Source organism: Acinetobacter sp. ASP199 (genome assembly GCF_022700675.1).
Classification (GTDB): Bacteria; Pseudomonadota; Gammaproteobacteria; order Pseudomonadales; family Moraxellaceae; genus Acinetobacter.
Genome location: NZ_CP062182.1, coordinates 2,330,021 through 2,344,569, shown reverse-complemented (window position 1 = coordinate 2,344,569; position 14,549 = coordinate 2,330,021). Strand labels below are relative to the sequence as shown.

14 protein-coding genes are annotated in these 14,549 nt (G+C 45.1%); 13 read left to right on the top strand and 1 reads right to left on the bottom strand.

What is annotated here, in order from left to right; all coding sequences use genetic code 11:
* The first annotated feature begins 4 nt into the window (after window positions 1-4).
* From nuoG to IHE35_RS11125, 12 genes are all read left to right on the top strand, one after another.
* Window positions 5-2,683: an NADH-quinone oxidoreductase subunit NuoG gene (gene nuoG / locus IHE35_RS11180; protein ID WP_242787508.1), complete on the top strand. Its 2,679-nt coding sequence runs from the start codon at window positions 5-7 to the stop codon at window positions 2,681-2,683.
* Window positions 2,684-2,686: 3 nt separating this feature from the next.
* The gene (gene nuoH, locus IHE35_RS11175) at window positions 2,687-3,688 is read left to right on the top strand and encodes an NADH-quinone oxidoreductase subunit NuoH (RefSeq protein ID WP_242787505.1); all 1,002 of its coding nucleotides are present in this window, start codon (window positions 2,687-2,689) and stop codon (window positions 3,686-3,688) included.
* A 16-nt stretch (window positions 3,689-3,704) separates the two neighbouring features.
* Window positions 3,705-4,247, top strand: a complete 543-nt coding sequence (gene nuoI, locus IHE35_RS11170) for an NADH-quinone oxidoreductase subunit NuoI (protein WP_242787502.1) — start codon at window positions 3,705-3,707, stop codon at window positions 4,245-4,247.
* Window positions 4,247-4,765, top strand: a complete 519-nt coding sequence (gene nuoJ / locus IHE35_RS11165; RefSeq protein WP_171058617.1) for an NADH-quinone oxidoreductase subunit J — start codon at window positions 4,247-4,249, stop codon at window positions 4,763-4,765. Before nuoI ends, nuoJ begins: the two co-directional genes overlap by 1 nt.
* Window positions 4,765-5,073: an NADH-quinone oxidoreductase subunit NuoK gene (gene nuoK / locus IHE35_RS11160; protein WP_004814693.1), complete on the top strand. Its 309-nt coding sequence runs from the start codon at window positions 4,765-4,767 to the stop codon at window positions 5,071-5,073. The genes nuoJ and nuoK overlap by 1 nt, the downstream gene beginning before the upstream one ends.
* A complete protein-coding gene (gene nuoL, locus IHE35_RS11155) occupies window positions 5,070-6,965 on the top strand; it encodes an NADH-quinone oxidoreductase subunit L (protein ID WP_242787500.1) in 1,896 nt (631 codons plus the stop codon). The genes nuoK and nuoL overlap by 4 nt, the downstream gene beginning before the upstream one ends.
* A 1-nt stretch (window position 6,966) precedes the next feature.
* On the top strand, window positions 6,967-8,580 hold the full coding sequence (nuoM, locus tag IHE35_RS11150; protein ID WP_242787498.1) for an NADH-quinone oxidoreductase subunit M: 1,614 nt from the start codon (window positions 6,967-6,969) through the stop codon (window positions 8,578-8,580).
* Between the two features lie 3 nt (window positions 8,581-8,583).
* Complete coding sequence (gene nuoN, locus IHE35_RS11145) at window positions 8,584-10,128, top strand: NADH-quinone oxidoreductase subunit NuoN (protein ID WP_242787497.1); 1,545 nt, start codon at window positions 8,584-8,586, stop codon at window positions 10,126-10,128.
* A gap of 127 nt (window positions 10,129-10,255) precedes the next feature.
* A complete protein-coding gene (gene upp / locus IHE35_RS11140) occupies window positions 10,256-10,891 on the top strand; it encodes a uracil phosphoribosyltransferase (RefSeq protein WP_242787495.1) in 636 nt (211 codons plus the stop codon).
* An 82-nt stretch (window positions 10,892-10,973) separates the two neighbouring features.
* Window positions 10,974-11,267, top strand: a complete 294-nt coding sequence (locus tag IHE35_RS11135; protein WP_242787492.1) for a cold shock domain-containing protein — start codon at window positions 10,974-10,976, stop codon at window positions 11,265-11,267.
* A gap of 86 nt (window positions 11,268-11,353) precedes the next feature.
* A complete protein-coding gene (locus IHE35_RS11130; protein ID WP_242787489.1) occupies window positions 11,354-12,094 on the top strand; it encodes an excalibur calcium-binding domain-containing protein in 741 nt (246 codons plus the stop codon).
* Between the two features lie 103 nt (window positions 12,095-12,197).
* The gene (locus tag IHE35_RS11125) at window positions 12,198-12,779 is read left to right on the top strand and encodes a cold shock domain-containing protein (RefSeq protein WP_242787486.1); all 582 of its coding nucleotides are present in this window, start codon (window positions 12,198-12,200) and stop codon (window positions 12,777-12,779) included.
* A gap of 41 nt (window positions 12,780-12,820) precedes the next feature.
* Here the strand turns inward: IHE35_RS11125 and gigC are convergent, their stop codons facing one another.
* Complete coding sequence (gigC, locus tag IHE35_RS11120; RefSeq protein WP_242787485.1) at window positions 12,821-13,699, bottom strand: LysR family transcriptional regulator GigC; 879 nt, start codon at window positions 13,697-13,699, stop codon at window positions 12,821-12,823.
* 85 nt (window positions 13,700-13,784) lie between these two features.
* Between gigC and IHE35_RS11115 the strand changes: the two genes are divergently transcribed.
* Window positions 13,785-14,546: a ferredoxin--NADP reductase gene (locus tag IHE35_RS11115; protein ID WP_242787482.1), complete on the top strand. Its 762-nt coding sequence runs from the start codon at window positions 13,785-13,787 to the stop codon at window positions 14,544-14,546.
* The last annotated feature ends 3 nt before the right edge of the window (window positions 14,547-14,549 follow it).

Here is a 14,549-nt window from a genome sequence, read left to right as displayed (position 1 = left end):
GACTATGGCTACAATTCATGTCGATGGTAAATCGTATGAAGTCAACGGCTCGGAAAACTTGCTACAAGCATGTTTGAGTCTTGGCATTGATATCCCATACTTTTGTTGGCATCCATCCTTAGGTTCTGTCGGTTCTTGCCGTCAATGTGCCGTGACCCAATACGCGAATCCAGAAGATACGCGTGGCCGTTTGGTCATGTCATGTATGACGCCTGCATCTGACAATACCTACATCTCGATTGAAGACAAAGAAGCAAAAGATTTCCGTGCTTCGATTGTTGAATTCTTGATGACCAACCACCCGCACGACTGTCCAGTGTGTGAAGAAGGCGGTCACTGTCACCTGCAAGATATGACAGTGATGACGCAACACGACCGTCGTCGTTACCGTTTCACCAAACGTACGCATTACAACCAAGAACTTGGTTCGTTCATTGCGCACGAGATGAACCGTTGTATCGCATGTTACCGTTGTGTTCGTTACTACAAAGACTATGCGGGCGGTACAGATTTCGGCGTATATGCGAACGCTTCTCGCGTTTATTTCGGTCGTCCGGAATCAGGTACTTTGGAATCTGAATTCTCAGGTAACCTGACCGAAGTGTGTCCAACGGGTGTATTCACCGATAAGACTCACTCAGAACGCTATAACCGTAAATGGGACATGCAGTACGCACCAAGCGTATGTCATGGCTGTTCTTCAGGTTGTAACATCTCTCCAGGTGAGCGTTATGGCGAGCTTCGTCGCGTTGAAAACCGTTTCAATGGTGATGTTAACCAGTACTTCCTATGCGACAAAGGTCGTTTCGGTACAGGTTACGTAAACCGTGAAGACCGTCCACGTCAGCCACAGTTCCGTACAGGCAGCAACGTAGAAACTGTTTCAGTTGATACTGCACTTGATACTGTGATTGCAAATATCCAAGGTAAAAAAGTTCTGGGTATCGGCTCTCCACGTGCGTCACTTGAAACCAACTATGCATTACGCGAGTTAGTGGGTCAGGACAACTACTCAACGGGTATGTCTCAAAAAGAGCAAAACCTGGTTGAACTGGCTGCTTCAATCATGCAAACCGAGGGTGTTTACAACCCGAACATGCGTGAAATCGAAAGCTATGATGCTGTGTTGATTCTTGGTGAAGACCTGACTCAAACTGCGCCACGTATGGCTTTATCTGTTCGCCAAGCTGCGAAAAATAAAGGTAAAGAAATGGCGGCTGAACGCCGTACACCAGACTGGCTGGCTGAGCCTGTACAACGTATTGCGCAAGATGCAAAATCTCCGATTTACATTCTTGCTGCAACACAAACACGTCTAGCGGACGTAGCGACAGGTGAAGTGGTTGCATCTCCAAACGACATCGCGCGTTTAGGTTTTGCGGTTGCTGCTGCTGTGAAAGGCGAAAGCATTCTTGGTTTAGATGACGATGCCAAAGCATTTGCGCAAACCATTGCCGATACGTTAAAAGCTGCGAAGAAACCACTGATCATCTCTGGTACTAGCCTACAAGATGCTGCGATCATGGAAGCTGCTGCACAAGTTGCACAGAACCTTGGTAATGCGGGTCTTACATTGACTGTTCCTGAAGTGAACTCAATGGGTCTGGCAATCTTCGGTGGTAACAGTCTGGAGCAGGCATTTGCTCAGGACTACGACACTGTAGTGATTGTTGAAAACGACCTTTACCGTCGTTTACCAGCCGCTCAGGTAGATGCTGCACTGGCAGGTAAAGAAGTGATCGTGCTTGATCATTCTGAAACTGAGACAGTGAAGAAAGCCAATATCGTACTTTCTGCTGCATCATTTGCTGAAGGTGACGGTACTGTGGTGTCTCAAGAAGGCCGTGCACAACGTTTCTACCAAGTGTATGACCCAAGTTACTACAAACCAGAACTTGCGATCAAAGAATCTTGGCGCTGGTTACATGCCATTGAAACTGGTGTGAAAGGTCAAGCAATCTCTTGGACAGTGTTGGATGACGTCATTGATGCAGTAGCGAAAAATGTTCCTGCACTTGAAGCAATTCAAGACGTTGCTCCAGACGCGGGCTTCCGTGTTCATGGTCTGAAAGTTGCACGTGAACCACGTCGTTACTCTGGCCGTACTGCAATGCGTGCACCGCTTTCTGTACACGAGCCGAAACAACCGACTGACCAAGACACTGCATTAACATTCTCTATGGAAGGTTATGTAGGTGACCAAACTCCATCTCCACTTGTGCCATTCGCATGGTCAGCGGGCTGGAACTCGCCACAAGCCTGGAACAAATTCCAGGACAAAGTGGGCGGTCGTCTGAAAGGTGGTGATTCTGGTATCCGTCTGTTCGACCTGTTACCAAAACGTCCAGCGCGTACTTTCGTTGCACCTGCACCTGTGCTTGTGAACGCTGAAAGCTTCCGTCTGGTACCGATGCATCACATCTTTGCATCTGGCGAATTCACGATCAAAACACCTGCAATGGAATCACGTATTCCGGATGCAGTATTTGCAGTGGGCGAACAGGATGCTACACGCTTGAACTTGCAAGACGGTCAGAAGATCACTGTGAAAGCAGGCGAGACTTCAATCGTTCTTCCTGTACAAGTGATTGAATACTTACCAACAGGTTATATTGGTTACCCAATTGGTCTAGCACCGACGGTATCTCTTGCAGAGCCTGTTTCAGTCGCGGTAGGAGTGTAATTCATGGAACAAGAATTGATCCGTCAGACGCCGCTGTGGGCTGAAAACTGGCCGATTGCCTATTCAGTACTTCAAGCAATTGTGATCTTACTGGTTGTAGTGTTGATCGCAGCGTTGATGTCATTCATTGAACGTCGTTTGCTGGGCTTGTGGCAGGACCGTTACGGTCCTAACCGTGTAGGTCCGGGTGGTATGTTCCAGATCGTTGCCGACATGCTGAAAATCATGTTCAAGGAAGACTGGACACCAAAATTTGCTGACAAGCTGACTTTCCGTATGGCTCCTGCAGTTGCGATGGCAACTGCCGTGCTGTCGTTCATGGTTATTCCTGTTTCACCTTACCTAGGTGTTGCAGACATGAGCATCGGTCTGTTGTTCTTTATGGCAATGGCAGGTATTGCAGTTTATGCAGTACTGTTCGGTGGTTGGTCATCTAACAACAAATACGCGCTTTTAGGTGGTTTACGTTCTGCAGCTCAGACTATTTCTTATGAAGTGTTCCTGGGTATCTCGTTGATGGGTGTAGTGGCAATTGCTGGCTCATTCAACATGCGTGAAATTGTAGAAGCACAAAAAGACGTATGGTTTGTGATTCCTCAGTTCCTTGGCTTCCTGATCTTCGTGGTTGCGGGTGTAGCGGTAACGCACCGTCATCCATTTGACCAACCAGAAGCGGAACAGGAATTGGCTGAAGGTTACCATGTTGAATACGGCGGTATGAAATGGGGTATGTTCTTCGTTGCGGAATATGTAAACGTGGTACTGATCTCTGCATTAATCGTAACGTTATTCTTCGGTGGTTGGTTAGCACCATTCGGTCTTGATTTCCTACCTCCAGCAGTATGGTTCATTCTGAAAACTTCATTCTTTGTGATGATGTTTGTCTTGGCTCGTGGCTCTTTAATGCGTCCACGTTATGACCAGGTGATGAACTTTGGTTGGAAAATTTGCTTGCCATTGGCGTTAGTTAACTTGCTGGTTACTGCCGCAGTTGTGTTGTGGTAAGGGCAGGGAGAACAAAATGTTTAAATTTCTAGCTGGATTTGGTTCGATCGTTCGCTCGTTGTGGATGGTGTTCAGCCATGCAACGCGCAAACGTGACACTATTTTGTACCCAGAAGTGAAAGCGGAAGACATCGTACCACCACGTTTCCGTGGCCGTATTGTGTTGACACGTGACCCAGATGGCGAAGAGCGTTGTGTTGCATGTAACCTGTGTGCGGTTGCCTGTCCGGTAGGCTGTATCTCTCTGCAAAAAGCAGAAAAAGAAGATGGCCGCTGGTATCCGGAATTCTTCCGCATTAACTTCTCACGCTGCATTTTCTGCGGTATGTGTGAAGAAGCATGTCCAACCACTGCGATTCAAATGACACCTGATTTCGAACTCAGTGAATATGTTCGTCAAGACCTGGTCTATGAAAAAGAACACTTACTGATTTCTGGTCCTGGTAAATATCCTGACTATAACTTCTACCGTGTAACAGGTATGGCTGTAACTGGTAAAGATAAAGGTCAAGCACAGCGTGAAAGTGCGCCTGTTGATGTACGGAGTCTATTACCATGATGTGGCCGTTTTATCTGATGGCGCTTGTGGCCATCGTCTCTACGGTTCGTGTAGTGACTAACGCGAACCCGGTACATGCTTTGTTAAGTCTGATTGTTTCACTTCTTGCAGTTGCAGGCATGTTCATGATCGTAGGAGCGCCGTTTGCCGGTGCTCTTGAGATCATCGTTTACGCTGGTGCGATCATGGTCTTGTTCGTATTCGTGGTGATGATGCTGAACCTGGGTGAACAAACCATTGAGCAGGAGCGTAAGTGGTTAACTTCAAGTGCCTGGGCTTACCCGGCACTCATGAGCTTCCTGATCGGTCTGATCCTGGTTTGGGTGCTGAACTCTGACTACGCTCAGCCGTCTCTGGTGATGGGTGCTGAAATTGTTGGCCCTAAAGCAGTTGGTCAAACGCTCTTTACACAGTACTTACTATTGGTAGAAGTTGCTGCGATGTTACTGTTAGGCGCACTTGTTGCTGCTTACCATCTTGGCAAACGTGAACCAGGTGCAGAAGAGGACAATAAATAATGGGCAACATCCCTTTAGAGCATGGTTTGATCGTTGCATCCATTCTTTTTGCACTGGGTTTTTACGGTGTAATGGTGCGACGCAACCTGCTATTCATTCTAATGAGCCTTGAAATCATGATGAACGCTGCTGCTTTAGCGTTCGTCCTGGCGGGCAGTGCCTGGGCACAGCCAGATGGTCAGATCATGTTCATCTTTATTCTGACGCTGGCTGCGGCAGAGGCGTGTATTGGTCTTGCGATCGTCCTTCAGTTCTATCATCGCTTCCATCATCTGGATGTGGATGCTGCTAGTGAGATGCGCGGATGAGTTATTTATATCTAACAATTTTATTTCCGCTAATCGGCTTTGTATTGTTAGCGGCAGGGCGTAACAAGCTTCCTGAATCTGTTGCAGCCATTATTGGTGTGGGTTCCGTAGGTCTGTCTGCATTATTTGCACTGATCGCGGGTATGGAATTTACGAGTAACGGTTCAGTTGCTCAGGTTCAACATCTCTGGACCTGGTTCAATGTCGGTGGTTTTGCTCCTGGCATCAGCTTGCATTTAGACGGTTTGTCTCTGTTAATGCTGGGCATGGTAACGGGCGTTGGTTTCCTGATCCATATCTTTGCATCATGGTACATGCGCGGTGAAGAAGACTTCGCACGTTTCTTCTCTTACTTCAACCTGTTCGTTGCGAGCATGTTGCTGTTGGTTCTGGGCGATAACCTGGCGTTATTGTTCCTGGGCTGGGAAGGCGTAGGTCTATGTTCTTACCTGTTGATCGGTTACTACTATGAGAACCCGAAAAACGGTTTGGCTGCAATCAAGGCGTTTACTGTGACTCGTGTGGGTGACGTATTCCTGTTGATCGCAATGTTCCTGATCTTCCAGCAATTCGGTACGCTGAATACTCAGTACATCGTTGAAAATGCTGCGACTGTGATGACTCAAAGCTCATCATTGACTATCTGGACTGCATTAATGTTGTTCCTGGGTGCTGCTGGTAAATCTGCACAGATCCCGTTACAAACATGGTTAGCAGATGCGATGGCTGGTCCTACACCAGTGTCTGCATTGATCCACGCTGCAACAATGGTAACAGCGGGTGTTTACCTGTGCTGCCGTCTGTTCACAGTATTTGAACTTGCGCCTGAAGTGATGATGTTCATCTCGATTACTGGTGCGGTGACATTACTTGTAGCTGGTTTTGCTGCGCTTGTTCAAACTGACATTAAACGTATCCTTGCTTACTCAACCATGAGTCAATTGGGTTATATGTTCATGGCAGTGGGTGCTGAAGCATACCAGGCTGGTCTATTCCACATGCTGACTCACGCATTCTTCAAGGCATTATTGTTCTTGTCGTCTGGTGCGGTGATTCTTGCGTTCCATCACGAACAAAACATCTTCAAGATGGGCGGTTTGTTCTACAAGAACAAATTCCTGTTCGCATGTTTCGCAATTGGTGGCGGTGCCTTGGCTGCAATTCCATTCTTAACCATCGGCTTCTTCTCTAAAGATGCGATCTTGGCTGCAGTTTGGACTCAAAGTCATTTAGCTGGCTTACCAGTGTACAACACGTTGTACTGGGTAGGTGTAGCAGGTGCATTCTTAACATCGATCTATACATTCCGTTTAATCTGGGTTGTATTCTTCGGTAAAGAAAACACACCTTATCACGAGATCAAAGGTGTGACTTACTGGGCTCCTTTGGCGATTCTTGCAGTCCTTTCTACGGGCTTGGCGATCGTGCTTAAAGTACCAGTAATGGCAGCGCTTGATGCAGCGAAAATTCCAGCATTTGTGATTCCTGAAAACTTAGTTGCAGGTGCACATGGTGCAGAATACGTTGCGATTGCAGTGGCATTGGCTGGTCTTGCTGTTGGTGTGGTGTTGTTTGCTTTTGCTTACAATGCAGTGAAATCGTTTGCTAAGACTTCACTGGGTGCTGGTCTTGCGAACATTTGCCGCAATGCACTTGGTTTTGATGCACTATATGACCTGATCTTTGTGAAGCCTTATTTATTCTTCGCGAAATTGTTCGGTCGTGATCCAATTGATGGCTTGTGGTTGGTACTGCCTGCACTTGTAAAAAGTGGTCACAGCTTCACAAGTTCACGTCAAACCGGTTCACTGCGCGAATATGCATCTAGTATGGGGCTCGGTGTCGTTGTCCTACTGATGATCTTGCTCGTGATTCAGGTAGTGGGGAAATAAAATGGAAGCTCCAAACAACATGATTTTGCCGGCTCTGATCCTCATTCCGTTCATTGCAGGTTTTGTATGCTGGTTGGTCGACAAGCTCGACCAGTCTCTACCGCGTTATATCGCGTTAATCGGGATGCTGGTAACTCTGGTATTAACCGTGGTTCTCTGGCAGAACGGTACTTATGTTTATGAATTAGGCGGTGCTACACCTTCGTGGGCTGCTGAATTCAAATTGCCTTGGATTCAAACCCTGGGCATTAACATTCACTTAGCAGTGGATGGTTTATCTTTACTGATGGTTGGTTTGACTGCACTACTCGGTGTATTGGCAGTTGGCTGTTCATGGGGTGAGATTCAGAAAAACGTTGGTTTCTTCCACTTAAACCTTTTATGGTCTTTGGGTGGCGTAATTGGTGTGTTCCTGGCAATTGACCTGTTCCTGTTCTTCTTCTTCTGGGAGATGATGTTAGTGCCAATCTACTTCTTGATTGCACTATGGGGTCATAAAGGGGCAGAAGGTAAGTCACGTGTATATGCTGCAACCAAGTTCTTCATTTACACACAGGTTGCTGGTCTGGTGATGCTGATTGGTATCCTGGGTCTGGTGGTTGCTGGTTATTCAATGACTGGCGAAATCCGTTTCGACTATAACTTCCTGTTAGGTGTGGCGAATACACTGGATACACAAGTTCCAGCGTTGGCTTATGCCTTCATGATCTGTATGTTTATCGGTTTTGCAGTCAAACTTCCAGTATTCCCGCTACATGGCTGGTTACCAGATGCACATGCGCAAGCACCAACAGCGGGTTCTGTTGACCTTGCAGGTATCCTGATTAAAACTGCTGCGTACGGTTTGCTGCGTTTCGTTATGCCGTTCTTCCCGGCAGCTTCTGCACAGTTTGCCGACATTGCGATCATTCTTGGTCTGATTGGTATCTTCTACGGTGCATGGTGTGCTTTCCAGCAAACAGATATGAAACGTCTGTTGGCCTACACCTCTATTTCACATATGGGCTTTGTTTTACTTGCACTTTATGCAGGTAATGTACTGACCTTCCAGGGTCTGATGATCATGATGCTGGCTCACGGCCTGTCATCTGCAGCATTGTTCATTATGTGTGGTCAGGTGTACGAACGTGTTCATACACGTGATATGCGTCTGATGGGTGGTATGCGTGGTCAGTTCCCGTACCTGGCATTCTTCCTGATGTTCTTCGTAGCAGCATTGGTTGGTATTCCTGGTCTGGGTAACTTCATCGGTGAATTCCTGATCCTGATGGGTTCATTCGGTCAATATCCGACTTACACCATTCTTGCTGCAATCAGTCTGGTATTTGCTGGTCTGTACGGTCTGATTATGATTCACAAGGCACTGTTTGGTACGCCAAACGAAGAGCAAAAACAGCATTACACGAATCCGCTGAAAGATCTGAATGCGCGTGAAGTGGTAATCCTGTTGATCTGTGCGCTTGGTCTAGTATGGCTTGGTCTATACCCACAAAGCTTCCTTGATATTTCAAACTCAAGCATGGCGTGGTTAGCAAATAGCTACATTCCTGTGTCTGAAGCAGTTGATGCTGTGCAGCAAGCTGCCGTTTCAGCTGAAAATGTGGAGATCCAATAAGCCATGAACTTCACAATGTCTTTTTCTGAGCTTATGCCCCTAGCACCTGTGATGATCGTGGCATTGACTGCGATCGTTGCAATGCTGGTGACAGCAGTTAAGCGTAACCACAACCTGGTTGCGACTACGACAGTTATTGGTTTAAACCTGGCTGCGTTATATATGATCTTCGTCCTGTTGGCGGGTAAATTTGCACCTGCCAACGTGATGAACCTGTTTATCGTAGATCCGTTTACGATGCTGTACCAATTTGTGATCATTGTGGCTGCACTTGCGTGTAGCACATTGTCACATGCGTATATTGATAGCTATAAAGACAACCGCGAAGAACTCTACATCTTGATGTTGTGTTCGGTTGCGGGTGCAATGTTGATGGTTGCGAGCACACATTATGCTTCATTCTTCATCAGCCTTGAGTTAATGTCGATTCCGGTTTACGGCTTGTTGGCGTATACACATCAACGTTCTCAGTCGCTTGAAGCGGGTGTGAAATACCTTGTATTGTCAGCAACTGCATCTGCAATGCTGCTGATGGGTATGGCGTACATCTATGCTTTCACAGGTACGCTGAACTTCACTGCTGAACCAGGCAAAATGTTCTCTGCATTTAGCCAGCCAGCTGTGGTCATCGGTCTTGCGTTAATTGTCTTTGCTGTGGCATTCAAATTATCGCTTGCACCATTCCACAAGTGGACACCAGACGTATATGCAGGTGCTCCATCACCAGTTGCAACTTTCCTCGCGACTGTTGCAAAAGTGGCAATGTTGGGTCTGTTCGTGCGTTATGTATTGTCTTCAGGTTTAATTCTGGCAGACAGCTTCGTAACCATCATTACGATCCTTGCAGTGCTTTCTATTCTTGCTGGTAACTTGCTGGCAGTGAAACAGGTGAACTTGAAACGTATCCTTGCATACTCTTCAATTGCTCACTTCGGTTATGTACTAGTTGCCATCGTTTCTGCACGTAACTCTGACTTCCTGCAAGTCCAGGGCTTCGCAACATTTGAAAGCGTGAACGTTTATATCATCACTTATGTGTTGACTACAATCGGTGCATTCGGTGTGGTAACCCTGATGTCTAGTCCGTATAACAACACGGATGAAGCAGGTAGTCTGGCTGAGTACCGTGGTCTGTTCTGGCGCCGTCCAGTATTGACTGCTGTATTAACTGTGATGATGTTGTCTCTAGCGGGTATTCCATTAACAGCGGGCTTTATCGGTAAGTTCCTGGTGGTGAAAACTGCGGTAGCGGGCGAGTCTTGGTTCCTTGCTGCCATGGTGATCATTGGTTCAGGTATTGGTCTGTACTACTACCTGCGTGTAATGGTAGTAATGTATATGACTCCGCCAGAAACCCCTCGTCTTGACGCTGTAAATCACTGGGGTCAAAAAGTGGGTGGTATCATGGTGTTGGCAGTGGCTGCACTGGTACTGATTCTAGGTGTTTACCCAGATCCAATGATTGCATTCTCTAAGTTTGCTTTCTTTGCAATCTCACCTGAGCTTCAGCAGTTTATTTTCACTTTGGTTCAAAGTGGTTATAACTAATCAATCGAAAGATTAGAACGTTATTACAAAAAAAGCCTCCTTCATAGGGGGCTTTTTTATTTATATAAAAACAAAAATCGCTTTATAATAAGCAGCAATTTATTTTCAACCTTTTAGGTGTTCTCCCGTGGCAATCCATGAAATCCGTCATCCTTTAATCCGACATAAGCTCGGTTTACTTCGTCGTGCAAACATCAGTACCAAGAACTTCCGTGAGCTGGCTCAAGAAGTAACCATGCTTTTGACTTATGAAGCGACTAAAGATCTTCCTGTTGTTGAACATGAAATTGATGGTTGGAACGGCTCAGTCACTGTAGAGCGTATTGCTGGTAAGAAAATTACAGTAGTGCCAATTCTGCGTGCCGGTATTGGTATGCTGGATGGCTTCCTGAACCTGATTCCTAGCGCTAAAGTATCTGTATTAGGTCTTGAGCGTGATGAAGAAACTTTAGAAGCACGTACTTACTATAAAAAACTGGTACCAGACGTACAAAACCGTATTGCGATGATTATCGATCCAATGCTGGCTACAGGTTCTTCTTTGGTGGCTGCGATTGATGTATTGAAAGCAAGTGGCTGTAAAGACATTCGTGTGATGGTCCTGGTAGCTGCACCTGAAGGCATTAAACGTGTTGAAGAAGCACATCCAGATGTAGTGATCTTCACGGCTGCGGTTGATAATGGCTTGAACGAACATGGTTATATCGTTCCGGGTCTTGGCGATGCGGGTGACAAGATTTTTGGTTCAGTTCAAAAAGATTAATTTTTGAAGATGAACAGGAAAGGGGCTTTTATAGCCTCTTTTTTATATACTGATCTATAGCTGTAAGATTTAGGGTAAGCAGATGAGCAACGAACAATATCTAGGTAAGGTAAAACAATATAATTCTGAAAAAGGCTTTGGTTTTATTGGTTGTGCTGAAGGAGATGTATTTTTCCATATTTCGGATTTTCCAGCAGATGGCCAAGAACCAAAACGTCATGATCGGGTAAAATTTAACGTGGTCAAAAATGGCGATAAGTACAAAGCCATTAAAATTGAACGTGTTGAAGATAAATCCAAGAAAGCGAAAAAAGCCAAGGCTGTCGCTGTAAATACCTCAATCACTTCAGAATTATTATCTAACTTAAAACGTTAATTTTTTATTTTCGATCTAAACTGAAAAGGGGCTTTAGGGCCTCTTTTTTATTACAATAAGCAAAACAAGAAATAATAGAGTAGCTTATGCAATTAAATGGGGAAATTATCAGTTTTAACGCGCACCAGCGCCGCGGATATATCTATACCGAAGGCTATCCTGAAATTCTGTATCGTCAGATTGATCTTCCTCTAGGTTATATTCTGCCAAATGTAGGTGAAAAGCTCAGTTTCACTTTAAATGATAAAGATGGGAATTTGTTTGCAAGTGATATTACTCGTCCTGAGATTCAGGTAACTCCAGGCTATAAAGCAAAGTTAAAAGCGATTCAGCATCACTTATCTATGCTGTATCTGGAACAGCCAAAATCCAAGCGTAAGCAAATTTGGATGGGTGCGATTGCTATATGTGTTTTGAGCTTGGCCTTACTTGTATATGCGATAAGCAGTACCTTCCAAGAATTTCAACAGAATAAAACCCAGCAATTCCAGTTAGTGCAACAACAAGCGATCGAACAGCAAAGGGCAGAATTAGGTGAGATTGCTGAACCGGGTTTATCCGAAGAGGCTAGACGGAATTTGGATGCTAAGGTTTATGGTACAGTGAGAGAACGTTCTGCAACAGTAACTGCAGGGATTGATAAATTAAACGGTTTACAACCTGCGAGTAGTGGAAAGTTCAAATGTGATGAACGAAAATTTTGTCATGAAATGCGAACCTACTCAGAGGCTTTATATTTCCAAAAACATTGCCGTGGGGCGAGACTGGATAACAACGGTAATGGAATCCCTTGTGAAAATGATATTCGTTGGATAAAAAAAGACTAAATGCAGAATCAATAAAAAAGCGCCTTGAGGTGCTTTTTTATTTTTAGGATTTTCATCATTTTTTGAATACAATTACTAAAAATATCAAACAATAGAGTGAATTATGTTTTTAGAGGGGAAGATCAAGACCTATAACGAAGAACGAGGTTTTGGTTTTATTGAAATCGTAGGAGAGTCAAAGGACTTATTCTTTCATATTAAAGACTTTCCAAATAAAAATGTACCACCAAAAGTTGGGGAAAGTTTAAAATTCCGTAAAGTGCAGGATGGAGACAAGTTTAAAGCGGACAATATTGTACGTTTGGATCTTAAAACAGAAACCCCTCGACATACGCCACAATCCCGAGCACTACAAAATAAGCCACGTGTTAGTCGTCAGCGTCAACATACTCAAGAGAAGAAAAACAACTTCACAAGCTACATAGGAATTTTGATTATTCTTGGCTTAGCCTATGCGGTCTATAACAAATATCAGGACTGGCAAAGTAGTAAAGCACCGACAGTAGAAGTACAGCGTATAGTTGAAGAACCACACGTACAGCAGAACTTTAGCTGTGATGGACGACAGCATTGTAGTCAAATGGGGTCATATGAAGAGGCTTTATACTTTGTGCAAAACTGTCCAAATACTAAAATGGATGGGGATGGTGATGGTATCCCATGTGAAAATGATTCCCGCTGGTAATAAAAAAGCGCCTTTAGGCGCTTTTGTATTTAAACAGAAATTTAGGCTTCACAGAATTTCATAAAAGCTTTTAAACCTGGCCCTTGGTACTTTTGACGATGTACCAGCATAAACAATGGACGGGTCAGGGACCAGAATGGTGTATTAAGGACCACTAACTGGCCTTTCTCACGCAATGGTTCAATTGCCAGTTTAGAAATACATGACATACCTAAGCCACCCGCAACAATCTTCAGGATTGCCTCGTTATGACCGAGTGTTAGACGGATATTGGCATCTGGAACATCTTGTAGAATGGCATTGTCAAAAACTTCACGCGTTCCTGAACCTTCTTCACGCAGAATCCACTCTACAGTTTTGAAGTCTTCTGCAGTCAGTGGACGGTTTAACTGAGCAAGTGGATGATCTGGAGCACAGCAGACTGCGAGTTCATCATCACGCCAGTGGATACATTGCAGCTGTGGCAAGTGACAGGAACCTTCAATCAGCGCAAGATCCAGCTGGAACTGGTTCACAGCTTCAATCATCTGGCGGGTATTACCCACCTGAAGTTGCAAGTGTGCCTGTGGCTGGATTTTCAGAAAATCCGCCATCAGGTCCGGCATCAGATAGTCAGAAATAGTTAGGGTCGCACCGAGACGCAGGTCAATACTTTGCAATTCACCTTTGGCTGCCTGTTCAAAAGCATCACAGCGACCAAGAATTTCAAGCGCTTGCGGGAGAAGAAAACGACCTAAGTCATTGAGCTGTAAACGCTTGCCCAGACGGTCGAATAAAGGCGCACCAAGACCATCTTCTAAATCTGCTAAAGCCATACTCGCCGCACTTTGGGTGAGTTTGACTGCATCACTGGCTTTGGTGACGGTACCTTCTTGAGCAACTGCTACAAAAACAGCCAACTGGCGTAGAGTCATGCGCATGAATAGAGCCTTAACATTTAAAAAATATTAATAAATTATGCTGTCATGCTACCATGAGCATAGTCTTTGATGCCACGTTTGAATCATGTCTATTGAAAAATTTAGCCTAGAAAAGGTTTTATCTGTACACCGTTGGACCAATACGCTGTTTAGTTTCACCATGACCAGACCTGCACATTTCAAGTTTACCGCAGGACAGTTTGCGCGTATTGGCTTGAAGGTAGGAGATGAGCTGGTCGTTCGGGCATATTCGGTGGTGTCATCGCCTTTCGATGAAACTCTGGAATTTTTCTCAATTGTCGTGCCTGAAGGTAAATTTACCTCGAATTTACAATACCTTAAAGTAGGTGATGAACTCCATCTGGAAAAAATTCCTTATGGCTATCTGACCCTGGCACGTTACCAGTTACCATTACCACAAGATTTATGGTTACTGGGAACAGGCACAGGCTTGGCGCCATTCCTATCTATGCTGCAAGACTTTGAAACCTGGAATAACTATAAGCAAATTAATCTGGTTTATAGCGTGCGCACGCAAGCTGAACTGGCCTATGTGGAACGTATTCAGGAAATTGCAGAAAGCTTTGGTGAAGGACATAGCGGCTTTAAATTTATTCCAATTATTACCCGTGATCCTGAAGCGGCACTGCATGACCGTCTACCGATTCTGATTGCAAATGGTGAACTGGAAAAGGCCGCAGGTATACAGCTTAATCCTGAAACCAGCCATGTCATGCTCTGCGGTAACCCGGATATGGTGGAAGATACCAAAGAAGCATTAAAAGCACGTGGTTTGACCATGAACCGCCGTGGTGAAGGAAATATTGCAGTCGAGAATTATTGGTAAGAA